Source organism: Nocardia sp. NBC_00403 (assembly GCF_036046055.1).
Lineage (GTDB): Bacteria > Actinomycetota > Actinomycetes > Mycobacteriales > Mycobacteriaceae > Nocardia.
This window is the reverse complement of record NZ_CP107939.1, coordinates 7,642,598-7,667,838: the sequence shown is the minus strand read 5'-3', so window position 1 is coordinate 7,667,838 and position 25,241 is coordinate 7,642,598. Positions and strand designations below refer to the sequence as shown.

Below are 25,241 nucleotides of genomic sequence, written 5' to 3'. Positions count from 1 at the left end.
CACAGGGCACCTCCGAAGGTTGAATTCTTCCAAGGGGTTCTGCTACCGCCGGCGGAAGCCAGGAACGACGTTGTCGGTTGATCCTGGGGCCGAGACTCTGTCCAGTAGTTCCGAGACCGTCGGCAGTGGCGTTCTCGACAAGCCCCAGATTTTGTACGTTCTGCCAAGTGACACCAGGAGATTCCGGGCCAGGCTCTCCGCGTCACGACGGTTCATCGTGCCGGAGCGTGCCGCATCGACTAGCCGCACGACATCGTGGAAGCTGCGTGCCATATCGAGGTAGGCGATATACGGCAAGAGCGTACTGCGGGGCGCGAGCGTCTCCATCCCAATGCCCGGGTTCCGATGGAAAACGATGGCTAGGTCAAAGGCCAGGGGGCCATAGGTTGCAAGGTCGATATCAATGACGAGGTGAGTGTGCGGGATATCGGAAGCCGGGAATCTGTGCCGGCCAGTTTTGACCTGTTCGAGAATATTTTGGATCGTCAGGTCGCCGTGGAGCGGCTGGAATGGCTCGGAGCGCATTTTCCGGATTATTGATTCCAGGCCTTCGATCAAACTGTTACCGAATTTGAGTTCGATTAATATCGAACGGTAGGGTTCCGTGGTCCAGTATGGTTGGTATCTCTGCTGGAGATCTTCGGCGTACATGCGCACGAATCCGGCGGCATCGCCGGATTCGGGCCAGTATCCCGGCAGTGGCGGGAACCTACTCAGGGGTGCCTGTGCGATTTCTTCGAGGAACTGCTCTATCGTCTTGGCGACCGGTGGGGCGGCCAAGCTATCGACCGGCTGGCCGAAAACCCTGCGATAGACTTCGAATACAACCTTTCCCGCTGAATCCAACTCCACGTACAGCAGCTGGGGCATACGGGCGGTATAGGGAGCAACCGCGGTGATGAACTGATGCTGAGGCCAGATCACCTTATCCAACAAGTCGGCGGAGACCTTGGGTATGCGGACCGCGACCTGACCGTACAGATATACATCGTTGCTATACCCGAACCGGTGCTGGCCGGAAGCTATTGCTTTTTCTCGCAATTCCCATGCTTTGTCGCGTGACATGGGTTGCCCCTTGCGTCCGCTGAGAAGATCGTACCCTCCGAACTGCGGAACAATCAGCGCCGGAACCGAAAGCCTCGTCGCGTCGATATCTGCGGAGACAACCGTTTCTCCCTTACCGTCGCCACTGTCGGCGACGGCCAACCCTTGGTCGCCTTGCTCCGCCTCCGGCAGCCGAGCGACAGTGCTGAAGTCGTCCTGTGTGGCCGACTCCAATTCGGCTCCGGGTTTGCTCGAGCCGTGTGATTCCCCTGTTGAGGGCTCGTTAAGGGCCGGGTGATGCGCGCCGACGATGGTGGTCGCACCGTCGCCCCGACGCTGTCCTGGCGCGTCAGCGCCGAGATCCCCGGGTGCATGGGTATCGGCCTCTGAGATGGCAGCAGTGTTGCGTGGTCGGTTGAACGACTCCTCCACCATGTTCTGCAGATAGGCGAGCGAGTCTTCCCTGCAGGTGCCCCAGGCCGAATCGGCTGTGAAGAGTGCCATGTACACATTCAAGGCGAGTTTGTGAGCTTGATCGTAATCAATTGTGCCGTAGTACAATCCATCGATCAGGAGAACGTAGTCCTGCAACACCTGGGCGATATCGAGATAGACAAAGTACGGAAGCAGGCGGGGGAAGCACCACAAGAGATCGAGGGAATTGCCACGGCATCGGTGCTCGATGACAGCTGCGTCGAATGACGGTGGACCGTAGCGGGCCCGACGGTAGTTGAAGACAGCAACTCCGTCGGATCCTCTCAGGATGTGGCTGGGGATCAGGTCACCGTGGATCAGCGCGAACTGTTCTGGTTCGGCCTCCGCGAACACCTCAGCCAAGCCCTCGAGCAAGGACGCCGGAATTTTGAGGGCCGTGAATTTCGCAGCGTAGCGTGGATTCTGCTTAAGGCCCTGATAGACGCGATCCTCATACCCGGCCAGCATCATCAGGAATCCAGGTACATCCCCTGATTTCGGGTACGAGCGGGGCAGTCGTGGCAGCCTCTCCAGAGGCACCTGGGCATACTGCGCGCGCAGTCGATCGAGTTCTGCAGCGACCGCTGGGTAGTCGCGGGCGTCGATCGGCTCGCCGTGGATGCGCCGCATGATGTGGAAGCGATTGTGTTTGTCCTTGTAGAGCACGCGAGGTGCATCCACGAAGGACGCGATAGCCTCGAGGAGCTCCAGCTGATTCCAGAGAACGTAGTCGACCCTGGGGCTGGACCTAGGGACAAGGACGACGAAGTCTCCTAACGTGTACATGTCGTACTCGCTCCCTGACACGAGGTCACCATGTGTGCGTGCCGCGTTGTAGAGCGTGACCGCTTCGCCACCGGACATTGCCTTGCCTTCGGTGGGGTTGCCTTCGGTGCCGTCGAGGAAGCGGTACCGATCGGCCTGCAGTACGCCCGGCACTTCTGGGGGTGCGATCGCAGTCGCCGGTTCGTCGCCCGCTCTGGGGTTGGCGATTGCCGGGACGAGGACCCCCATTGGTGCTGTGCGCAGTGGCTGCGACTCCCGATACTCGAACCAAGTCGTATGTCCGCCGTCGCCGAGTAGAACGACGCCGGCGGCGTGGCTGAGGTGCGAGGCGCCCATCGTCTGTCCTAAGCGTTCCGGAGTGGACAGGCTGCCGGTGTTGTCGAGTGGAGGTTGGAAGGGCTGTGTGTCGGTGACTTCGACGCGCAGGACGCTGTCGCCCGCAGCGCCCGTGACCGTGATCCGCACCTCGAGGTGCGCCGCGACCGTCTCCGCATCTGGGTAGCGTTGCGCGGCGTGCACCCAGACCTCGACGAAGGTAAGTGCGATCGGGTTGATCGTGTGCCCCGGCCAGCCCGCCGCCTTCAGCCGATTACGCAGTTCGTCCAGCGCAACAGCGCCCGGTGGTCTTGGGGCAGAGGAGCTTTTGTTGCCAGTGCGGTCAGCCGGACCGCCCTGCTGTGTCGGCGAGCCGGGTTCGTTGAGCCGGGGAGGGTCAGCAGCGGGTTTCGGCTGCTTCAGCTTCTCGGGGTGCGGGGCATCTCCTGGACCGAATCCGGCGAACACCCACGGCTGCAGCCCGCCGGGTATGGGCGCGACCGCTAGATCCAGGTCCAGTGCCTGCCCCCCGTCGACCCCCAATGCGGCCCGGCTCGGAGGCGCGCCGCCTTTCCCCGCCGGCCGTGGCACTTCGGACTCGAGTTCGTAGTCGTTGTCTCCCGCAAAGTCTGGCATCTGTCGCCGCGTGAGATCGAAATGAACTATTCCGAAGGCTGCGAGGACGGCTATGTCATGGTCCACGAGATCTTGTATCTTTTTCGCGGCTATCATTTCTCTTCGTTCGTGGCATGCCGCGGCCACGAGTTGCACTTCGGAGATCGTCAAGCCGCCTTCGACCATATCCACGGTCTCCGCGACCAGCCAAAGTTGGTCGTCTTTATTGAACTGACGAGGAAATCCTTGCGTGGAGTAATAGCGTTCCATCAGTTCTTGGAATTTGGCGTAGAGGTCGACGATGCCGGGCAGGATCCAGGCGTACATTTCTACAGCGCCGCGCACGTGCTCGTCGATATCTGCTTGGGACACATTCTGTGCACGTATCCCTTGCGGTATCTGCCGCAGAACGTAATACAGGAACACTGCCTCAGGGGAGCTCCCCGCGATCAGGACCCTGGCCTGCTCGCGCACATCTTCTTCGAGGGATGTGATTTCGATGCCGAACTTCCTGGCGATGTAGCCGAGGAACGCCATCTCGCCGCGCTGGCTGGAGAGGGCTGCTCTTGCGGTCGGACCCGGCTCCCTGAGCAGTCCTTCGACCACAATTATGCGGGGCACTCCTGTGGTTTTGCCGACCCAGCCGTACACCAAGCGCCGGAGGGCGTAGGACTGTGGATGGTCGGGGTCCGTGCGGTGGACAGTCCCGACGAATGTGCTGTTCCCGGATTCCACGGCTCTGTGCTGGCGGAGCAGTCCGGCGACCAGCTGAATGGCGCGATACTCCCGCAATCTGAAAGATGTTTCGTCCTCCCTGGTCTCGGCTGCGACATCGGCCGGCGGCATGCCGTGCAGGAATCGCAGTGCGATGCGCTTCTGGTGGAGGGGATCTTCAATCTTTTGGACAATGACCTCGAGAATTTCCGGTTGAGACCGTTCGATCAACGCCAGTTCCGCAGCAGCCTCGGGACGCGCCTCGGCATAACCGAGCAATAGTCCACGAAAGCGATGGATGGCCTCGTGGTAGATGGTTTCGTGGTTCTGCCCCAAAGTCGCAACCAGCTCAGCAGTAGGCCGATTCTTGAGCCGTAACTCTATGGCTGTCCGCTGCGTCTCGGGGAGTTCATCGAAGCACAGCTGGTACGCTCGCGGATCTTCGAACAGGGCGTCCACGGCCACCGTCAACAGATTGTTGCCCACCTCCGCTGCCGGTTCGTCGATAGGCAGGTCCTGTCCACCGAGCGGCTGGATCTGCGGTGCGGCCGCCTGTGGTGACAGCTCGTTCCGGTCCGCGATGTCGTCCTGAGCCGAATCCTGCGGCAGCGCAGTATGAAAACGCTCGACGGCCTCCAACCTGACCTGTCCGAGCTCCATCTCGACCGCTGTGAGCGCCAGGTCGCCACCGGAACGTTTGCGCGATTCGCGCACCAGCAGATCCGCGAACTCTGTGGTCGCCGACCGCAGCGCCTCACCCAAACCCGGTGGTAGCGGATCGGTCGCCACCTCCACATCCTGATCGGACACATCGGTGCCACGATCGGCAAGGGCTGCGGCCAGCTCCGCCGACTCGGGCGTCCCATTGTGCAGCACCATCCACGCGGTAGAGCTGGCCGGGCCGTGCACCTCGACGCCGTAGTGATGGGCGTGCTCGACCAGACTCAACACCGGCGCCTGCGTGCCACGCACATGCACTTCGATGCCGACGACCTCAGCGGGGCCTACCCCCAGCCGCTTCACTACCAACACCCCGCTGGTGCCGGGGCGGTCGACGACGTTGCCGACCATCATCTCGGCGAGCAGCCACGCCACATCCTCCTGCTCCGGCTGCCATGCCAGCCCCCAGCTGACGTCCCGAAACTGCTCGAATGCTTCCTGGACGACACGATCCCGGTTCGCGTCCGGCTCGATCACGAGTTCCCACAGGTCCGCATTCCCCATCGGGCCGTACAACCACTCCTGCCCACGCGCGGCTATGGAGATGTCACCTCGATCCGTCACCCTTCCGGTCCTGGGGTCGCGGATGGCAAACTCGACAGACGCGATACCCGCCTGGACGCGACCCACGATCTCGAACTCGTACAACGCATTCGGGTCGTCATGTCGAGCCGCCGCCGCCCGCAGCAATTGTTCCGCCGCGTCCCTCGCGATACCGGCTCGGCCCGTCGGCCATCTGGCCGTCAGCTCCCGAACCACGCCACGCGCACTGGTGATCACGGTGTTCAGGTTCTGCGCCGGATCGATCGCCATCGAGATCCGCGGCGCCGCATCGGCGACTCCATCGGTAGCGGGCACTTCCAGCGTCAACCGAGTGGTCCCGACCACTGCGCGCCTGCCTAGGAAAGCCGACAACTCGTGCGTATTTTCCGTGACCGGAGAAACCCCGATCCGCAACCAGCCGTCCTCGGCCGAGTCGAGTTGTGCGGCAAGCTCTTCCAGCATCGACCCGACCTTCGTCGACTGATCCACGCCCAGCCTCAGGGTGCTGTTCGCCAGCAAGCGCAGCTCGCCGTACCGATGTGCGAGATGTTGCACCTCCATCTTCCAGTCGTCGGGGGACTGCACGGAGCACGACGCCAGCCGCTCAGCACCGTCCGACAGCTCGAACTCGAGCGATGGGCCGAGCGGCCCATCGCTCGCCCGCACCGACAGCCGCCCCCGCTCGCGCGTTTCGACCCCGAAGGTAAGTCCGACCATCCGCTGCACGAGCAGCTTGCTGGCTGCCACCGTGTCCGGCACCGAGCCGGCCGTCAGTTGGTCGACCAGCTCATCGGTCCGGCGTAGCAGGTCGACAACCTCGTCGCCTGACACGAACTCCACGAAGGTTTCCGTATCGGTCCGGCGCTCGTCATCGGACGGCGGCCGATTCCTCACACCGCCGCCCGACGCCACGGCTTCCGTCTGCGGCGCGTCCCCCTTTCGCGGCGAACCGACCGGCTTCGTCCCTTCGCCGAATGCGTCCGCCTCTGAACCGTTGGCCGCGGCGTTGAGCTGCCCGGGATCGAACTGCTCTCCGCGCAGCCGTCGCCACGGCGACGGCTTGGGGTGATCCTCGTTTGTCGCCGGTTCGGCGAGGTCGGCCGGGTTCGGTGCGGGCGGCCGGGATCGATCAGCAGATCCTGGCACGGAGGTCGGGGCATCCTCGGGCAATGCAGGCTCCGGCGCCGGTGTGGAGCTTTGGGACGCGGTCGCCGCCGACGCGTCCTGCGCTGATGCGGTCGGCGGCTTTTCGCGCCGACGCTTGGGCGGCCCGTCGTCGGAGTTGCCGTCCATCGTCGCTTTGGCCCACGGGTCCAGACGTCGGCGTTCGACCGGCTTGACCGGCTTGACCTGTGCTGCCCTTTGCCGGGGTGGCGGGCCTTCGATAAGGGGAGGTCCGCTGATATCGGGGTTGTGGCTGGGATCGTCGATGCCGGGAAGGGTTGTCGGGTCAGTCGGTGCGCCTGGGATTTCCCGGTCCGGGGGAGCGTTGTAACGATTGGCCCTGCGGACCATGGGAGGCGTTTCTGTCGATGCAGGTGGTCTGGCTACAAGCGGGTCGGAGGTGTGGGGCGCAGGCGTGAGCTTCGGAGGGGTCTTCGTCCCGGTCCATGGCGAGACCGGAGTGCGCGGATCTTCCGGTTTGTCGGGGGCCGTGAACGGTGCGGTGCCGCCGCCAGGTGTGGCAGGCAAACGCGCCGGTGAATGACCAGGGACATGCGGTATCGGTGGCGTGATGGTCCCGGATCGCTCCTGCTCCGGCGGATCTGGAACACCCGGCATCGGCATATAGGCAGGGTCCTGAGGTGATTGTTCCGGAACTTCCCGCATGTCTCGACGATGCGGGTTCGGAGAGTCATCCGGATGAGGATCCTGGACGGTGAGCGGCTTCGGATAAATGAACTCTTCGAGCTTCTCGTTGTTGCCGCCCTGTCGACCGCTCATTGCGCCGAGCGGGTTCGGTGAATCCCTCGAGGTCGCGGCTGGATCTATGTGGGGGCTCCGCGGTAGCGGACCGACCTCTGGAACCGGCTTCGGTGTAGCCGACTGTCCGGCAAGGTAGTTCGGATCATCGGCGGGTTGCTGCGGTGCGACCGGTATGACGTCGCGAGTAGGGCTCGATGTATTCGTGGTCGGCACAAGGCTATTCGTGTGCAAGGTGAAGTGCGGCTGCGGCGAGGGTGGGAGATACGGGACGGTCCTTGGTGTGGTTTGTGCCGCGAGATTGTGGGTGTCGAGGATTGGAGCTTGCGGTATCGGTGACGTGTGATCCGGAACAGTTGTCTGGTCGGCTGCGCGGGCGGCGGGGCTGTTTGTGTCGGAGATGGGGTGGGGAGTTGCTGAATGCGCAGCGGGCTCGTTCGTTTCGGGAATCAGTCGTGGCGTAGGGGGTGGTGGGTCCGGAACTGTCCTCGACTGGGCTGCTTGGGCGGCGCTGTTGTCGAGGGTTGCTCGCGCAGGTGTCGAGGACGCGATCTCCGAGGCTGTTCTCGGTGGGCTTGCATGCGCGGCGGGGCTGCTCGCGTCAACGACGGAGCGTTGCGATGCCGCCGGTGCGGCATCCAGAGTCTTTTGCGATGAATTAACCTGTGGCACAGGGCCTTTACCCTCAGGCGTGGCCTGTGGCGGCGGCGAGGGCGGGTGATCCGGAACTATGCTCGGCGAGATTGCCTGCGCGCCTGAGCTGTTCGCGCCAACCGTCGGACTCGGCGGCAAAGGTGCAGCTTCCGATGCCCCCGTGCCCAGTAGTTGCGCCAGCTCGCGAGCGAATGCGGCCCGGAACTCGAGGTCGGCGCGTTCGTTGCGCACGGGCACGAACTCCCCGCTGCCGTCATCGTGGGTGAGCGGCGACGTCTCGCCGTGCGTGCTCGGCGGTGCCGTACCGGTGGCGTCCTGCCCGCCCTGATGCACCGAATTATCCTGCGAGATGTTCGATTCGGTTGCCGAAGTCTGCTCGCCGGCAAGGGCATTGACCCCTTCGGCAGTTGCTACTGCGCCGGCTTCATCGGGACTTGTCATAACTTTGCCGTCGCTACCGACGTTGAGATCGAACTCCACGGTGTGCGTCGACGGTGTCGGAGGAACATCCCGTTGACTGGCGGGGGCTTCCACGGCCATGTCCGGGCCGGTGCGGGCGCCGCGCGGCTCGACGGCGTTGGTGTGGCCGGTCGGCTCGCCCGTTCTGATAACAATGCGCGGAGGTGCGAAAACGGTGCTCCGGGGTGTCACTACTGCCGATCGATGGATCGGGCCGTGGCCGAGCGGTGAGTGAGGTGATCCCCCCGATGGGGGCGGTATGGGTGAGGATCGCGGCGATGGCGATGAACCTGGTTGCGGGCCAGTGTCTTTCGGGTGCGGTGTCGACCCTCCTCCAGGATCGCTCGGTCGCGCCGCCCCCATGGCCTGGTCATGGGTCAAACGCAGGAGTTCGTGGTTGGTCGGGGTCCGTAAATTGGCGAAATCAAGTGCTGGCCTGACACGGTCGGGTGCGGCGGCCGGGATGTTCAAGCGGTCGGCAGCTGTGTCGCGCGCTGCTCTCGGCTCCATCTTTATGAGATCGATGTCGCGGCCAACGCTATCGGACAGTGCCTTCCCGATCACCGTCACCTCGGGGGTGCGATACTTCGGTCGAGGTGCGTGACCGTCTCCGGATCCGGTCAGCGGTTGCCTAGCGTGTGGCGGGGTGGGTTGGACGTGTGATGTGACATCCGACGGCGTCCGCACGCGATCATTCCCAGTGACCGGTGCGCCCGCGTAGCCGCCGGCCCGCACGCTCCGCACTCCAGCGCCCACGCCACTGAGCGTGCCGCTGGTGATCCCCATCAGCACCATTTCGGCCAGGTTCTTGCCCTCGAGCTTCCCTGTGGCCAGACCCTCCGCAGTCAGGCCACCCGCCGCGCCACCGGCCGCGCCACCCGCGGTGCCTGCCGCCAGCACTGCCGCTGAACGCCAAACCATCTGCCCCGCCTTGGAAACGGCGTTCGCTCCCAAGCTACGCACCCTGGGTGCGACGTCAGCGCCGAGGGAACCACCCGCCGCCCCTCCGGCAATGCCGACCAAGACCGCGGCCACGACCGTCTTCCAACCCACCCCATTCCGATCCCCGTGCACGACCTGAAGACCTTCGGCGTACGCACGGGCCCCGCCCATGGTCGCGCCACCGATAACCGCACCCCGAATGACGATCGCCAGTCGTGGATGCTCCGCCGCGAACTTCCCCATCAAGCGCCATAGCTGCGACAGCATCTCGCGCCATGCCACCTTCATCGCCGTCTCGCCTGCGATTCGATCGGTGGCCATTTTCGCGATACCGGCGGGACCCATCAGCACGTCCCACGCGCACTGCGCCGCCATCACTAATGCAACGGCACGCACCATGTATTGCTCGAGTTCGAGCATCGTGGCTGTCTCGTACAACAGCCTCGCCATACTGTCGCTGAACTCGACTAGTTGTCGCGTATCGTCGGCGAGCCCCCGATACTGCGACCGTATCGCCTCAGCGGTGACGCCATCAGCCGTCAGCACCGCGCGCGCTTCCGAAGCTTCGATCCCACTGAGGACCACAGCAAGCCCATTGGCCGAATCCGACCAAGCGTCCGCGGCCCGCCACATTCCAGCGATCCTCGCGTTCGGCATGTGCCCGAAGGCCATGTCCTGCAAACCCGGGGGGATTCCTGGTAAAAGTGGCCCTGTCACCCTGCGCCCCTAGTGTCCTCGCGCGTTCTCGACGACCAACTGGTGCAGCACTTTTGCCGGTCCGCAGGCTTTGTCACCGCGCAGTTCGACCTCGGTGAACGCTTCGACCAGCGCCGCGCGGGGTTCGAACCGACTGCCCGAGAAGCTGTGGCCGCTCAGTTGTGCGCGCCACTTCCGGTAGCCGGCAACGATGTGGGCCAGCGTGTCGGTTCGGTTCCACGGCCCGCTGATTCGCCAGTATTCGGTGATCAATGACGCCTGCGCTCGCTGCCGCGTGCGTGGACCTGCGGTCGCCTCCAGTATCCGACCGAGGTCGTTGACGATGGTCGAATACATGGGCGGTTCATCGGATCCGGGTACCGACGGAGTGGGGTTGGCCACCGCGGTCCGGTCGAGAATGATCCATCCCGCTGCTAGATCCCATTTCACATCGGACACCGCGTGGCCGCCGAGTTCGGTGATCTCGATCCCACCGAGGTCGAGGAATGGGTACTTCCCGAGGATGTCGTCGACGGCCGCCGCGATCTCATGCACCGTGCGTTCCGAGATGCCGGCGGTCTCGAACCCCACGATCCGCAGGCCGTGTCTGGCGGCAAGCGCGCGCGCAACCTCCATGGCTGCCTGGTCGGTCTCGACGTGCTTCGGCTGGATCGGAATAGGATGGGGCCGACGAGTTTTCGCGCTTCGGCCGGCCTTTGTGCGCTTCGCGGGGCGTGCCGCGCCCGGTGCCGGAGTTCCGGGCTGCGGCGGAAACACTCGGCCGGGCGGAACACCGCCGGGTGCGCTTCGCGGGGCCGGCGCGCCGGCCCCGATGGTCAAGCCCGGCGTACCGGCCACTTTTCGCTGCCACGGTGTGGCTGCTGAGGGCCCTGACCACGGTGTTTCCAAGGGTTTCCCGGCGACTGCGGTGCGCTCGGGCCTTCCGGATCGGGCGCCCGCTGCATCGGGTGGCGCGGAGTCCCGGGCAGGCGGTGGTGCAGGGTCCCGGGCAGGCGGTGGTGCGGAGTCCCGGGCAGGCCGTGGTGCGATGGAGCCGGGAGCCTGGTCTATCGGCTGCCCGTCGCGCCTTCCAGGGCTGGTGTCATAGTCGGGATGCTGCGGTTGAATTTGCGGCTGTTCGTATCGAGAGTGGCGATCGGAGGTTCCGCTGAGGTTGCCGGCGCTGGTGCCGAGTCCTGGATTCGACGCAGAACCGTTCAGGTGCAGCGCTGATGGTGATGAGCCAGGGTTGGGCCAGATCGGTTGATCGAACGACGGGGTGGGTGTGTGCCATCCGGGTTCGACGCCGGCGCGCTGCAGATTGCGGAGTTGGTTGCCGATGTCCTGGTCATGGTTGTGGAAGGCGTCGGCAGCATCCACGACACCTCCGCTGGTCCTGTGCAGGTTTTCGACCAGGTTCGCATAGCCGGCCAGCCCTTTTTCTGCCTCCGGTACGTAGCTTTCGCCGAAGGTCAGGCCTGGCTCGTCGTCGCCCCAGCACTGGCCTTCCGCCTCGAGCGTGGCTTTCAGCTGTGTCAGCTCTTTGTGGGCCAAATCGGCGAGGGCGGTGAGTTCCGGAGCGAGCGCCCGCAGTAGGTCTGCATCGACCCGCAACGATTCGTTCATATCAGGCAATCTCTTTCGGCCCTTCGGCGGTCCCTTCGCCGCGGGCAGCGATAGGGGTGCCGAGGTCACTCCGACCCTGGGGTCCGCCAGCTGCGCCGCGTCGTCGTGCCAGGGGGCCGAGTCACCGTGTGGTGGCCCGGCGTTCGGGGCAGGGCTACTCGCTGGGGTTTGCGGTGACGGGCTGGTCTCAGTCGATGGTGTGGCAGTGGGTGTGGCGGAACATTTCTTCCGGGGCGGGGACAGCAGGTTGGCCTGCTGACTTGCCTTCGGCTTTGGCCTTGTTCGCGCCGCGGGCGCCGTCGGCGATTGCCAATGTTGTTGTTGCCTTGCTCATTTCGTGTTCCGATCCGTCGGTCCGCCTGAAGGCATAGTATTCACTGTACTAGTCTCTTTGCAACTAATTTTGGTGATACTGGATCCAGATGGCCGAGGGGGCGCGTGGAATGCTCATCGGCATTATGGGATGTTCGTGGGGCTGGGCGTGCGGCATCAGTCGGTTTCGGGCGGGCCTTGTATCTCGATTTCAGTGTCGCTGTAGGCGATTGAGCGGCTCGCTGCTGCTGACCGGCGGACTTGTGGCCGGGGTCTACTGCCTGACCCGCGGCAACGCGCTCGGTTGGGGTTCGACGACCACGGTGACGCTGGCCGCGCTCGCCATCGCGCTGCTCGTGTTCTTCATGGTGTGGCAATTCCGCACTACGCATCCGCTGTTCGACGTGTCGATGATGAAGAAGTCAGGATTCGCCGGCGCCGCAATCGTTTCCATCCAGGAACCGCACTCCTGATTCGAGTTCCGCCCCACCTGAACACCCGCGAACTCGTCATGTGATGTACATCATATGACGAGCGGTCGAACTGGGCGTCCGCCATTCGATGCGTTCAAGAGCCAACCCGGCCGACCCGGGTTCGCGAATCCAAGTAGAGCGGTAGGTGGATGAAAGCGACGCACCGAATGACAGTTGGTACCGAGTCGATGAAGCCATCCACCGTCCCGGATATTGTCGGCGAACATCACGAGCGTTCGGCACGCTCCGCGCGGACCACGGCTGCCGAAGTGTCGACCTCATGACGGGGCGACCGAACCGGCGGAAGTTCCTCGGGGCCGCGCTGACCGGCGCCGGAATTGTCGGCGCAGGCACGCTCAGCGTGTCGTGGTTGGTCACGGGCGGCACAACCCTCGGCTCTGAACTGACAAGTACCGCGAGACTGCCCGAGCCGTTCGGGCAGGCGCTGGCGATTCCGGGCGTTCTGGCCCCGACCCGCAGCGACGCAACGACCGACTACTACGCGATCACTCAGCAGGTTGCGGACGTGCAGATCCTGCCTGGCTACAGCACGCGTATCTGGGGATACAACGGCACGTTCCCCGGCCCCACATTGCAGTCGAGCAGTGCGCGCCGAACTGTGGTCACCCATCGCAATCACCTGCCGGTACCAGTTGTGGTGCATCTGCACGGCGGTCACGTTCCATACGACTCCGACGGGTTCCCGACCGACTATTTGCTCCCCGCCCAATGGGCTTCGGCACACACAAGTCACGATGCGGCCGGTCAGGTCATGCGCGGACAACGCGACTATGACTATCCCGTTGGTCAGCCGGCCGCGACCCTGTGGTATCACGACCACCGGATGGACTTCACCGGTGCCAGCGTATGGAAAGGGCTCGCCGGTTTCCATCTGATCAACGATGACGCTGAGCGTGCACTGAATCTGCCATCCGGCGCCAGGGATATTCCACTGATGCTCACCGACCGCGCATTCGCCGCCGACGGCGCACTGATATACCCCGGCATCGATCCCTCGATGACAAGTACTCCAGGAGTGACCGCCGAGTTCACCCAAGGTGTCCTTGGTGATGTCATTCTGGTCAACGGCGTCCCGTGGCCAACGCACCGCGTCACAACCGCGAGATATCGGTTGCGGTGGCTCAACGCGTCGAATGCCAGGGTCTACCGACTCCGCATCGAATCCAAGGCCGCCGCCGCCGAATATTTCACCCAGATCGGTTCTGATGGTGGGTTGCTCGCCCACCCGCAAGTCTTGACCGCCATCGACATTGCCCCCGGCGAACGATTCGACACCATATTGGACTTCACCGAATGTGCCCTCGGCGACCTTGTCACGATCCACAACGATCTCGGGACCGGCAGGACCGGTGAGATCATGCGGTTCATCATCGCGGACCGCAGCGCGGATACCTCACATGTCCCCGACACGCTTGCCGACATCGAATTACATGACCCGAAAACCGCTGTCCGCACTCGCCATTTCGACTTCCGTCGCGGCGACATGGGAGACATGAGAGGCTGGCTGATCAACGGACTGCCCTTCGACGCCCAGCGTCCCGCGGCGGACCCTCGACTCGGTGACCTCGAAATCTGGCGTTTCAGTACCGATTTCAACCATCCGGTGCACGTACATCTCAACCAGTTTCAAGTGCTCTCACGTAACCGACGACCACCCCGTCCGTCCGATGCGGGATGGAAGGACACCGTGAACCTCGCGGCCCGTGAAGTGGCGGAGGTAGCAGTAAAATTCACTGACTACCCGGGCCGTTTCGTAATGCACTGCCATACCCTCGAGCACGAAGACATGGCCATGATGGCGACCTTCGCCACCCGTTGACGAACTCTGCGTCGGGAGCCGACAAGGGCGAACTCGCCCAAAATGCGGAGCGGGACTCTGCAATTCGCGGAGAACGCACCGATGCTCGATGGCTGTGATATGAATCACATTCTTGCTTGTCGATCTGGTTCCTGATCGTTCGATGACTAGTCGAGGGCCGATAGGCGGCCCGACTGAGAATGTTTCCTGAAAGGAACTTGCACATGCCCAAGCTCTGTGTACGTAACTTCACGATATCGATGGACGGCTTTGCCGCAGGCGCTCACCAAAGCCTGGACAACCCTTTCGGCGTGGGCGGGGGCAAGCTGCACGACTGGGCGTTCGCCACCCGCTCCGCTCGTGCGGCGATCGGAATGGAAGGCGGCGAGGAGGGGATCGACAACGACTTCGCCGCGGCTGGAGACGCAGGTATCGGCGCGACGATTATGGGCCGCAACATGTTCGGTCCGATTCGGGGCCCATGGCAGGATGAGTCGTGGACCGGCTGGTGGGGCGAGAACCCGCCCTATCACCACGACACATTCGTCATGACCCATCATCCGCGGCCATCGGTCAAGATGGCCGGAGGAACAACGTTTCATTTCGTGGACGACACTCCGCAGGCGGTTCTGAGGCGGGCGTTCGAGGCTGCCGCAGGCAGGGATGTGCGCCTCGGCGGTGGGGTGCGGACAATCCACCAGTTCCTGAAGGACAGGCTGGTCGACGAGTTGGATATTGTCATCGTGCCGATCCTGCTCGGGGCCGGCGAGCGACTCTTCGACGGCATGGGAACCCTCGAGGGTTACACCTACAGCACACTGGTCGCGTCATCAGCGGTGATGCACGCGCGATTCATTCGAACATCGGTATGACGATTCCCGAAGCGGCCAGTCGCCGGATACCGTCCGCGTGCTCGGGGCGCGGTACCGTCCGGGGCAGGCCGGTCGGTCGTGCGTGTGCGGCCTATCTGATTCTACGGATAGTCGCTACGGTGACAACCGCGGACGGATTCGTTCAGGCAATGCTGGCAGGGCGTTTCCTAACCGGCGACTATCCGGCATTGGAATACCACAGCGTCAACTCGATGGGCGTTGCCGCATGCGCGCTCGTGTTGGCCGTGGCCAGCGTGGTCACATGGCGGATAGTGCCATTGCCGGGGTGGACAGTCCTCCTTTGCGTCGGCCTGTTCGCTGTCGTCAATGGGCAGGCCGTATTGGGAGCTTCGAGTATGCTGGCCGTTCATGTTCCGCTTGGAGCGGCAATAATCGGAAGCCTGCTGGCGCTGACACTCTGGCTGTGGAAAACCCCGCTCGACAGGCTGCGCCCCTCGATGAACCGATTGCCATGACAGGCCGGGACACGTCAGCGCACAGTCGGCGGTTGAATTGACGTAGCCGGTGCTTCATTGAGCCGCCTGCGTTCGCGCGTATATCGTGGCTGATGCGCCGAGATGGGCGGCATGGAGGTAGCAGTTGCACGCTTCATCCCTACGTCCGGTAGCCCGTAGGAAGTTTGCCAGTCATGCGTTTACGTTCGCATCCCATGGATCGAGTTCGGTGAGCTATCGGTAATAGCTCTCGGCGGATTCCAGTTCGCCGGCATCCCAGGCGGCCCGGCCGCGGGTTTCCAGTACTGGGTGCAAGTTCTCGAGTGCTACCAGAAGTTGACCAGGCTCGGCCTCGTTGACAGCTTGGACCGCGGAATCTTCAGCTAGGTCCAGCATCCGTGCGACCTCGGCGTGGTCGCCGGCCTGGTAGGGCAAGAAGCTCAGACCGCGCCAGTACGCGCTGGTCAACCGGCTCGATGGCCGATCGCCTTGCTGCGCTTGCCCATCCGAGCGCATAGTGCGCTCGCCTTCGTGCGTGCCTGTGTGCCGACTGCGCTCATCCTCCCCAGCATTGCTGGATTGTGATCGAAGCCGCCCGGTTCCGCGAGGAACCCGCTGAACTTTGCGTGACTCGTCGGCTGTGTCGTCGATCAGCCGATCAATTGTCCACATCGGCCACTGGACAGTGTGTGGGCGAAGACAGTTTTCGCGCCGGTCGCAACCAGCCTGCGCTTTCCGCCGACGGTTTCCCCCGGCCAGAAGGGCATTGAAACGGTCGAATGACGAAGCGGGCACCCGAAACCGAGGTGCCCGCTTCGCATCTCGCCTCGAGCAGTGTCGATCGCTAGGCTGCTGCGGCAGTTTCCAGTTGCCGCCCCGCCGGTGTCGGCCAGTGGCGGTGTTCGGCGTCGATGACGAAGACGTGGGAGTGTCGGTAGTAGCGTTCGTCCACGCGGTCGGCGCCGGACAGCCGGGCCGGGTCGATGGTGCCGACTTCATGCAGATGAGTCAGCTCCTCAGGGTCGTGGCGTGGCCACATCCGCAGTGCTGCAGTGATTCCCGCGCCCGCGAACACCACGAGCGTTATCCAGGTGGTGGTGAAACCGGCGGCGGTGGTCAGCCATCCGGCGATCGGATAGGTGATCAACCAGGCGAGGTGTGACAGCGAGAACTGCGCCGCGAAGAGCGCGGGTCGGTCGGCGGGTTGCGACGAGCGCCGCAGGACCTGCCCGGTCGGCGTCAGCACCGCCGCGGTGCCCGAACCGGTCAGGGCCCACACCGCGATAGCGGCGCCCCACCGCCAGTCACCGGCATCGGCGGTGGACAGCGCGGTGGCCGAGCCGAGTCCGGCAATCAGCGTGGCCGCACCAGCGAACATCACCGGTCGGGCACCGACTCGATCGAGGACCCGGGGTAACGCGAGAGCGATGATCATGGTGCCGAACCCGTTGGCGGCCAAGAGCATCGCCACTCCGGACTGCGTGCCGCCGAGGATGTCGCGCACGTAATTGACGGTGTTGACCATGATCACCGATCCGGCGGCGGCGACCACAAGGTTCAATCCGAGCAGGCCGCGCAACCGCGGTGTCGCGGCGAAGATCCGCATGCCCACTGTGATCCGTTGCCGGAAGGAGCCCTGCGTGGCGGTTGTCGCGTTCGGGATGCGGGTGGTGATCACCAAGGCGGCCGAGACGGCGAATCCGATTGCGGTGCCGAGGAACAGCCAGTGGAAGCTCATGACGGTCAGTGCCGCCGCGGCGAGCATCGGGCTCAGCAGCGTTTCCATGGTGGCGGCCAGTTGCGCGGCCGACAGCGCTCTGGTGTATTCGCGCTCATCGGGCAAGATGTCGGGGATGATCGCCTGGTAGGTGGGGGTGAAAGCGGCCGAGGCGGTTTGCAGCACCGCGATCAGAACGTAGATCTGCCACGCCTGGTCGATGAACGGCAGTGTCAGCACGATGACGGCTCGAATCACGTTGAGCGCCACCAGGAAAAGCCTGCGGGGGAGTCGGTCGGCGTAGGCTGCCACGATTGGCGCGATCGTCACGTAGACGAGCATCTTGATGGTCAGAGCGGTGCCGAGGACAGCGCCTGCGTCGGCTCCGGCGAGTTCGTACGCGAGCAGCCCGAGTGCGACGGTAGTCAGCCCGGTGCCGAACAGAGCCGACACCTGAGCGGTGAACAGTCGCAGGTAGTCACGGTGGCCGAAGAGTGTGGTGATCATGGGCATGGAACGCATCGGAAACACATCCTTGGAATGAGTTGGGCGGATCACGGGTCCTGGGACAGCGGCATTCGGACACGTCGGGCTCCTTTCGGGAAAAGGCGGCGCAGCGGTGGAACATGCACACGCTCAGCAGGTTTCAGTGATCAGGAATTGGTGGTGTGCTGGGTGAGGCGGCGCTGCGGAGGACGTCACCGTGCTGGAAGTCAAGTGCAGACAGTAAGTTCCGGAGCCGGGCGCGGCCGTCTGGAAAGCGACATCCGGATCGGGTGCGGTCGATCCGTCACCAGGTTCGCCGTTCGGGCGGATGTGGGCGAGGTCGGATCGCCCGCGCGCAGGATCACCGAGTGGCCATGGACGGGCGGGGTGGGGCTGCCGGTCCATGAACGTTTCGCCGTCCTTGCGCGCGGTGAGGGTGAGCAGCCGGTCCTCGCTCGGCGCGAGTTCGTCATCCAGGGTCGCCTCGTACCCGTCCACGATCGCGGTGCGCGTGGGCTCCAGGGTGGGGCGCGGTTCGCCTGTGTCTGCTACCGAGAGATTCGCGCCGAGGGTGATGGTCTTGTCGAGGTCTCGCGGGGTGATATCGGTGATGGTGCGGTCCGCGCCCGCATTGGTGTGAGTCTGCGTGGTCATCGCCCTGGACGCTCCGATCTTGTTCGTTCGACCCATGGAAAATGTATACCCCTAGGGGGTATGTAGCAAGGTGGGAGAATGTGATGCCCCTCACTCACGCTTCGAGCGGTGGATGCCGCCGGAATTCACGAACACGCACCGGAAACCTGCTCGTGCGCGATGTCGACACGGTCATCGGGGCGGCGCGCATCAACAGGTGTGGAGGAGGCGACGCCGGTCAACCCCAGAACCGCGGTCCGCTGGATCCGGCCGAGACTTTGCCGCACGCGTTGTACCGGGCAGGCAAGACTTATCCCGGCGACGGTTTCCTGTGTCGCGGGACAAGAGCTGTTCCGGAGCGACGTCCTGTGGTGTCGTGGGCTATGGTGCAGCGCAACGGCGGTGCGCGGTGTCGACAGGACCACTCTGTCCGGTCCGCCGTCGATGTCGCCAGTCGCACACAGCGACAACTTCGGCTACAGTCGGCATGCCAATTCGAGGCTGTTGCCCGATCCGGACTTGATGCCAACTCTTCTGGTTCAGCATGGCTGTCTACGAGGCTGTTTCGATGATGAAGGATGTTTGTGAGTAGATCTCCTGTTGTTATGTCAGTTCTCTCCCTTGCCGTGATCGGTTTGTCGAGTGTGACCGCGTGTAGCGACTCGGATGGCGGGGAACCTGCAAAGACGTCCACTACAGTTGTCGCCCCGCCCGTGACGAGTGCGCCGCAGTCGAGTTCGGTGGCGGTGCCGCCTCCGGTGAGCCCGCCGACCAGCGAGGTCGAGGTGCCGAACCCGCTGCCGACGACGCCCGCGGTCGTGGAGCAACCCAAGCAGACCGTGCCGCAGGAGCAACCCAAGCCGACCGCGCCCGCGGAGAAGCCCGCGCCGCCGACACTGCCGGACCCCGGTTTCGAGCCGCATCCCGGTTACTGACCGAGAAGATTGGTGTGCGAGTTTTCATGCAGTTCGGCGTAAAGGTCCGCGGCTCGTTGCGGACGACCAAGCTTTTTCATGTTGTTCTTTCGGCACTCACCGTCGCGCTGCTCGGCGGTAGCGCGGCGGTTGCCTCGGCCGAACCGGAGAAGACACCGGCCGCCGGCAAGTCGCTTGTGGTGATCGGCGATTCCTATACCGCCAACGGTGTTCGGCTCAATGGTGATGAGAAGGAGTGCCGGCGCGGTCCGTCGGCATGGCCGACCCAGCTGAGCCAGCTGATGGGGATTCATGGGACACCGGAATTCATGGATGTCTCGTGTTCGGGTGCCTCGATCCAGAGCCAGACCGCCTACAACCTGGTGCACGAGGCTCGTCTGGCCGACAAGGCAGGGGCGTTCGGTCCGAACACCAAAGTGGTGACGATCCAGCTGGGTATGAACGACACCTGGGGCACGAACAAGACCATGCTGTGGACCGCGATGGATCCCTGCATTCTCAACCTGACCGACGGCTGTGGTCTCGAAGCCGCCGAGCAGGGCCGCAGCCCCGACTACCGGGCGGTGACCGGAAAAGAGTACGCGGACCGCATCAAGACCGTCATCGACTACATTCGCTACTACGCGCCGCAGGCACGGATCGTGCTGGTCGGCTATCCGGAACTGGTCCCCCCGCAAACACAGAAGTTGTGCGTCAACATTCTCGGCGTGGGTGCCTTCATCCAGGACCGGGGTGCGGCCGTGGTGGAGTACATGGATCGGCTCGACCGAGCGCAGCGCGAGGCGGCGGAAATCCTGAAACTGGAGTTCTTCAACGCCAAGCCGATCACCGCGGGACATGGTCTATGTTCGGACGATCCGTGGGTCAACGGGGTGTTCGATCCGCGCGCCGACTTCCTCGGGATGCCTTTGCACCCCACTGCGAAGGGCGATGCGGTCATGGCGGCAGGGCTGCGTGACTGGATCTCCCGGTGACGACCTCGGACACGGAAGCGCCGAGCACCTCGGCGCTTCCATCCACGGCGCCCGCTACCTCCGGCTCGTCGAGCACGATCCGGCCGGGCGGAAATCTGCCCGGCCTGACCGGGGCGCGATGGTGGGCAGCCGCGGCGGTTTTCCTGCTGCACGCGCTGGTGTTCTTACCGACCTACCCGTTCCAGAAGTCGGAACTGTTCCGCACGATCCATCAGAACTTCCTGCCGATGCAGTTCGGCGCAACGGCTGTCACGTTCTTCTTCGTGCTGTCGGGTTTCATCATTTACTGGTCCTTCCGGCCCGGCACCTCCACGGTGGCCTTCCTGCGTCGCCGCATACTCAAGCTCTATCCCACCCATCTGGTCGCAGCCGCGATGTTCATCCTGGTGGCCTCCGTGCCACTGAGCCGCATCGTCGTCTGGGTGCCGAACGTGCTGTTGATTCACACTTGGCTTCCGAAATGGACCACGGTGGGCGGGCTCAACGTCCCGTCGTGGTCGCTGGCGACAGACCTGGCGTTCTATCTGAGTTTCCCGCTGGTTCTTCCGTTGGTGCGGCGCATCCGCGTCGACCGGTTGCTGCCCTGGGTCATCGGTCTGCTGGCATTCATCATCCTGATGAACGTCGCCTACCACTTCGGTCTCGACGGTCCCACCAGCACCGCCAACCCGTTCGTCCCTCGCCTGGTCCCCGGCGATGTGTCCCCGTCGACTGATCTGCACGCCTCGCAGGCGTGGTTCCGCCAACAAGACATCCCGGTCGTGCGGTCGTACTGGTTCAGCTACAACTTTCCGCTCTCGCGGCTGCCGGAGTTCTTCGTCGGCATGATCGCAGCACGCATGGTGATCGAAGGGCGGTGGCGCAACACCCGGCTGACGCTGCCGCTGGTCGCGCTTGCGGTCACCTACGCCGCAACGTACGTGGTGCCGGTGTCCTTCAAAATGTCGGCCCTGGTGGTTGGACCGATGTGCGCCCTGATCGCCACCGTCGCGGTTCGGGATCTGCGCGGAATCTCCGGGTTCACCGCATCCCGGCCCATTGTGTGGCTCGGCAACGTCTCCTACGCGTTCTACCTGATCCAATTCCCCGTCATGGTCCTGGTCAGCCGGCTGGTCATCGGCGGACGACAATTCGGACTCCTCGGCTGGCTCGGATGCACCGCACTCTGCTTCGTGCTGTCCCTAGTGGCCGCCGCCGCCATCTATCAGTGGGTCGACCTACCGATCATGCGTCGGTTCGCCCACGGGCGACCTCGGCAGCCGATCCAGCAGTCCGCGTAATCGCCACCGGCATATTCTCGGACAGAGATCATGGGTTCGAGCCGCCTCAGCTTCGCTCCAACAAAGGCCAGGTCCGGTCGATTTCCGGATCTGGCCTTTTGCGTGGCAACGCATTTCGCTGTCGGCTAGGGCTCGGGAGCGACAAGCGCGGCCGTCACATCGGCCCGGAGTTCGTCGGCATCGACTTCCCGCCCGTCGCCGTCGACAAGCGACCACGATCCGTCCCGAGGGCAATATCGTTCAGGCGAAGTCGGCAATGTGGTCGTCGACCCACTGGGCGTAGCCGCGTGAGGTGTGGCCGGTGAGTTGTTCGACGTTGGCGTTGACCGGTGCGGGCTTGTCAACGGTTGCGGCCATCAGGTCGAAGAGGGCGTTGATGAAGGCGGGGTCCATGAACTGCGCCATCTGCTCCCGGACCGGCGCGTCGTCGAGTTCCTCGAAGCTCAACGGGCGCGCAAGCGCCGTGCCACGGATGTCGACCTGCTCGGCTTGGGTGAGCGACTGCGGGCCGGTGAGCTCGTAGATCCAGCCGTCGTGTCCGCCGGCCAGCACCGCCGCCGCGACGTCGGCGACATCCTTCTCGTGGATCGGATTTGACCGACATTTTCGTCTCCCTACTCTGTTTCCCCGCCAGGCAAGCGCCATCGATGAGGTCTTCGGAATCGTCACCTGGTGATGGCGGTAATGCGAAGATTCGCAGATACTGCGCGCATCGGCGTGAGTGATGCACTACTCGAATTGCGGCGCAGAACTACGCCATCGGCCGGCCACCGCGGATCAGCGGCATGTCTCCCATCACGAACGGCGGATGGACGGCGTTAGGGCGTTGACATGCCCGAGGGAGGTCGGCACCCGAACGGCTACTTGATCCCTGTCTTCAGTACCGGGACCAGCTTGTTCAGCAGGATCTGTTCGGAGTCGGAGTTCCAATAGCGAATGGCGTTGACCGTTTGTGGGTCGTCGACGACAAGGACTGTCGCGTGGGTGTCGAGGAGGGCGCCGGGGAGGCCGAGGAGGCCGCCACCGCCTGCGCGGGCGTCGCTGCGGACGGCGAGGATGTAGCCCTCGGTGACGGCGCTGAAGGCGACGTACTGGCTGTCCTTGCCGATCGGTCGGGGGGATGGTTCGTCGCCCTGCTTGGCGAAGGACGGGTGGTAGGTGAGGCCGATGTCGTGCAGGAAACTGGTGGGCGGGGTGGTGTCGAGGAAGACTTCCATGTCGGGTTCGGCGGTGCGGCCGGTGCCGGTGATGTTGACCATCAAGATCGGGGTGCCGATGAACCGGGGATTCTGGGCGCGGGCCTGATCTTTCGACGTCGGCGGCGGCGCGGATGTCGCGGTCGCGGGGCCTGCGGTGGGGGCGGCACCTGGACTGTCGCGGCCGGTGAGCAGCACGCCCGCGCTGATCGAGAGGGCGACCACGACGGCTGCGGCCGCCGCGATCACCCCCCAGCGTTTGCCAGAAGGCTGGGGGATCGATCGGAGCTCCGTGGGAGCCACCGGAATTCGCGGATCGGTCGGTGGCAGGGGTGCGCCGACCCGAATGGGGGAGGTACTGGTCAGGGCGGGGACACGGCCTGGGAGCATGGCGTCGGCGGCAGCGTCGGTGAATTCGCGGCAGCTGGCGAACCGGTCGGCCGGGTGTTTGGCCATGGCTCGGGCGAGCACGTCGTCGATGGCGGGCGGCAGGCCCGGGTTGGCCGCGGTGGCGAGCGGCGGCGGCTGGTGCAGATGCCCCATCATCACCACGGTCGGCTGCGTCGACGGGTACGGGTTTTGCCCGGTCAGCAGCTTGTAGAGCGAGCAGGCCAGGCTGTAGATGTCCGAGCGCGGATCCAGTTGCAGCCCCGAGAGCTGCTCGGGCGACGCGTAGGCGATGGTCGCGACGAAGCTGCCCGCCTGGGTGAGTTCGCTGGTGTCGTCGGAAGCCTTCGCGACGCCGAAATCGGTGAGCAGGACCCGCTCTTCGTCGCCGTCTGCGGTGGACAGCAGAAAGTTCGCCGGCTTGATGTCGCGGTGCAGCAAGCCTTTTCGGTGCGCATAGTCCAGCCCCTTGCCTACCTCGGTGATGATCCGAAGTGCGCGTAGCGGATTCATGCCATGCGGGTCACGCGTCATCTCCGCGGCGACGTCGGTGCCCGCCACGTACTGCATGGCGATCCACAGTCGACCATGCTCCTCGCCACGGTTGTACACGGAGACGATATTCGGATGATCCAGTCCAGCAGCGAGATTCGCCTCCCGCTCGAATCGCGCGCGGAACTCGTCGTCTACCGAGCGCTCGGTGCCGAGCACCTTGATCGCGTCGCGCCGCGGCAGGCTGGGGTGCTGGGCCAGGTACACAGTGCCCATGCCGCCTGCGCCGAGTACCCCCAGGATCCGATATCCGCCGACGATGGTGCCGGGGCTCATCGCCATCTTTGCCGTCCTGTTCCTGCGTCGGCCGTGGGGGCCGATTGTGATGCCTGGAGGAGCCGATTGCTCGGGCGGGGTCTTGTCATTTCCCGCGGGCTAGCTGTTCGCGAAAAGTGCGTACTGAGCGGCCGCCTGTTTCTGGGCGTCGGCGAGGCTGCGGTGGGAGACGAACCCCACGTACTCGTGATACGCGACGATGCAGGTGAATTTATACGACGACTTCGACGGCTCGTTTTCCACGCACGCCGAATCGGGCAGATTCGCCGGAGTTGTAGCGTTGCGCGCGACCGGAGTCAGGGTGAGGCGATCGGTGACGATCCTTCTGGCCGTAGCGGCGTCCGCGGTGTGCGCGACCATTGTGCTTTCGACAGTCGCGAATTGGTCCGCGTTCATCGCCGCGAGGCGATTTTCGGCCAGCTCGCGATCCTTGCTGAGGTGCAGCATGCCTTGGCGGCCGACGAGTACTTGGCGGGTGCTGAACGACGGCACCAGGGACTTGTTCGGGTTCAACGCGCGACTGTAGAGATGGCTGGTATCCCAGGGTATTTGCAGCATTTCCATGGTGGACAACGGCTTCGCTTGCTCGAGTAGCGGCAGCTGTTTGTCGTAGGACCTCTCGGCCAGCGTGCGCAATGCGTTCAGATCCACGCCCGGAGTAGACAACAGGAACGCCACCACGTACGGGCCGCGCGCCAGCATGGTCCGCAGAAACGGCGAGTCTGGATGCCAATACGAGTGCGCCTCACCATATTTCGGCAAGGGCACCGCTTGGTTCTGGTCCGGGTCGACCGCGAGGTCGGCCTCGTAGAACTCTCTCGCCGCCCGCTCGGCGAGCCCCGCGTCCGGGAACTGCATGATCATCGAGGTGATGATCGTCTCGTCCGCCGTAAACTTCTTCGGCCAATCGTCGGGGGCGACACCGATGGAAAGGCTGAAGTCCTTGTCCGATCCATTCGATATGAATCCGTTGACCAGCTTGTTTCGGGTGGCGATCGGTTCCAGATCCGCAGGACGCCCCAGTTTGTCGGGCATGACGCCCGGCAAGATGCTGTACGGGAAGTATCCGGTCTTCAACCGTGGGTCGATGTCGTGGGCGGTCGCGGCGTACTCGGCGAGCCGCATGGCCGCGACTTCACGCCGATAGAAGAAGCTCGGGGCATAGTCGTCGTTGTGCGCGTGGTACGGCACGGTCGGATACGAGCCGACATCGAGCTTGCGGACATCTATTTCGCCCGGCCCCGAAACACCGGGAACGGTGGATCCGCACGCGGCGACCAACAGCACGAGCGCAGCCGCGGTCATCGCGATCGCGCAGGTACGCACCGGTCCGATTCGGCGCTGGTAATTCTGCATGGAGAAC

General features: G+C 64.1%; 16 protein-coding genes. 7 read left to right on the top strand and 9 right to left on the bottom strand.

The window, feature by feature from the left end; translation table 11 throughout:
- Positions 1-42: 42 nt before the first annotated feature.
- From OHQ90_RS34345 to OHQ90_RS34335, 3 genes are all read right to left on the bottom strand, one after another.
- Positions 43-6,051 carry a phosphotransferase gene (locus tag OHQ90_RS34345; protein ID WP_328404713.1) on the bottom strand — a complete coding sequence of 2,003 codons (6,009 nt, stop codon included), beginning with the start codon at positions 6,049-6,051 and terminating at the stop codon, positions 43-45.
- A 3,864-nt stretch (positions 6,052-9,915) separates the two neighbouring features.
- Positions 9,916-11,511: a hypothetical protein gene (locus OHQ90_RS34340; protein WP_328404711.1), complete on the bottom strand. Its 1,596-nt coding sequence runs from the start codon at positions 11,509-11,511 to the stop codon at positions 9,916-9,918.
- A gap of 187 nt (positions 11,512-11,698) precedes the next feature.
- Positions 11,699-11,845 carry a hypothetical protein gene (locus OHQ90_RS34335; protein ID WP_328404709.1) on the bottom strand — a complete coding sequence of 49 codons (147 nt, stop codon included), beginning with the start codon at positions 11,843-11,845 and terminating at the stop codon, positions 11,699-11,701.
- 208 nt (positions 11,846-12,053) lie between these two features.
- Between OHQ90_RS34335 and OHQ90_RS34330 the strand changes: the two genes are divergently transcribed.
- The 4 genes from OHQ90_RS34330 to OHQ90_RS34315 all read left to right on the top strand — a co-directional run bounded on the left by OHQ90_RS34330 (position 12,054) and on the right by OHQ90_RS34315 (position 15,463).
- Positions 12,054-12,296, top strand: coding sequence for a hypothetical protein (locus tag OHQ90_RS34330; protein WP_328404708.1), 243 nt, complete (start codon positions 12,054-12,056; stop codon positions 12,294-12,296).
- 280 nt (positions 12,297-12,576) lie between these two features.
- Positions 12,577-14,136: a multicopper oxidase family protein gene (locus OHQ90_RS34325; RefSeq protein WP_328404706.1), complete on the top strand. Its 1,560-nt coding sequence runs from the start codon at positions 12,577-12,579 to the stop codon at positions 14,134-14,136.
- Positions 14,137-14,339: 203 nt separating this feature from the next.
- Positions 14,340-14,987: a dihydrofolate reductase family protein gene (locus OHQ90_RS34320; protein ID WP_328404704.1), complete on the top strand. Its 648-nt coding sequence runs from the start codon at positions 14,340-14,342 to the stop codon at positions 14,985-14,987.
- 119 nt (positions 14,988-15,106) lie between these two features.
- On the top strand, positions 15,107-15,463 hold the full coding sequence (locus OHQ90_RS34315) for a hypothetical protein (protein ID WP_328404702.1): 357 nt from the start codon (positions 15,107-15,109) through the stop codon (positions 15,461-15,463).
- A 213-nt stretch (positions 15,464-15,676) separates the two neighbouring features.
- Here the strand turns inward: OHQ90_RS34315 and OHQ90_RS34310 are convergent, their stop codons facing one another.
- The 3 genes from OHQ90_RS34310 to OHQ90_RS34300 form a co-directional block, all read right to left on the bottom strand.
- A complete protein-coding gene (locus OHQ90_RS34310; RefSeq protein ID WP_328404700.1) occupies positions 15,677-15,958 on the bottom strand; it encodes a hypothetical protein in 282 nt (93 codons plus the stop codon).
- A 328-nt stretch (positions 15,959-16,286) separates the two neighbouring features.
- On the bottom strand, positions 16,287-17,666 hold the full coding sequence (locus OHQ90_RS34305; protein WP_328413305.1) for an MFS transporter: 1,380 nt from the start codon (positions 17,664-17,666) through the stop codon (positions 16,287-16,289).
- 129 nt (positions 17,667-17,795) lie between these two features.
- Positions 17,796-18,299, bottom strand: coding sequence for a hypothetical protein (locus OHQ90_RS34300; RefSeq protein WP_328404698.1), 504 nt, complete (start codon positions 18,297-18,299; stop codon positions 17,796-17,798).
- Positions 18,300-18,991: 692 nt separating this feature from the next.
- Between OHQ90_RS34300 and OHQ90_RS34295 the strand changes: the two genes are divergently transcribed.
- Genes OHQ90_RS34295 through OHQ90_RS34285 form a run of 3 tightly spaced genes read left to right on the top strand, consistent with a single transcriptional unit; the run spans position 18,992 to position 21,467 of the window.
- A complete protein-coding gene (locus tag OHQ90_RS34295) occupies positions 18,992-19,213 on the top strand; it encodes a hypothetical protein (protein WP_328404696.1) in 222 nt (73 codons plus the stop codon).
- Between the two features lie 14 nt (positions 19,214-19,227).
- Complete coding sequence (locus OHQ90_RS34290) at positions 19,228-20,187, top strand: SGNH/GDSL hydrolase family protein (RefSeq protein WP_328404694.1); 960 nt, start codon at positions 19,228-19,230, stop codon at positions 20,185-20,187.
- Positions 20,184-21,467: an acyltransferase family protein gene (locus tag OHQ90_RS34285; protein ID WP_328404692.1), complete on the top strand. Its 1,284-nt coding sequence runs from the start codon at positions 20,184-20,186 to the stop codon at positions 21,465-21,467. The genes OHQ90_RS34290 and OHQ90_RS34285 overlap by 4 nt, the downstream gene beginning before the upstream one ends.
- Before the next feature lie 240 nt (positions 21,468-21,707).
- On the opposite strand, the gene OHQ90_RS34280 is transcribed toward OHQ90_RS34285, so the two are convergent.
- The 3 genes from OHQ90_RS34280 to OHQ90_RS34270 all read right to left on the bottom strand — a co-directional run bounded on the left by OHQ90_RS34280 (position 21,708) and on the right by OHQ90_RS34270 (position 25,234).
- Positions 21,708-22,136 (bottom strand): hypothetical protein, encoded by a 429-nt coding sequence (locus OHQ90_RS34280; RefSeq protein ID WP_328404690.1) that lies wholly within the window; start codon positions 22,134-22,136, stop codon positions 21,708-21,710.
- Between the two features lie 191 nt (positions 22,137-22,327).
- Positions 22,328-23,884 (bottom strand): serine/threonine-protein kinase, encoded by a 1,557-nt coding sequence (locus OHQ90_RS34275; RefSeq protein WP_328404688.1) that lies wholly within the window; start codon positions 23,882-23,884, stop codon positions 22,328-22,330.
- A gap of 93 nt (positions 23,885-23,977) precedes the next feature.
- On the bottom strand, positions 23,978-25,234 hold the full coding sequence (locus tag OHQ90_RS34270; protein ID WP_328404686.1) for a DUF7373 family lipoprotein: 1,257 nt from the start codon (positions 25,232-25,234) through the stop codon (positions 23,978-23,980).
- Positions 25,235-25,241 lie beyond the last annotated feature (7 nt).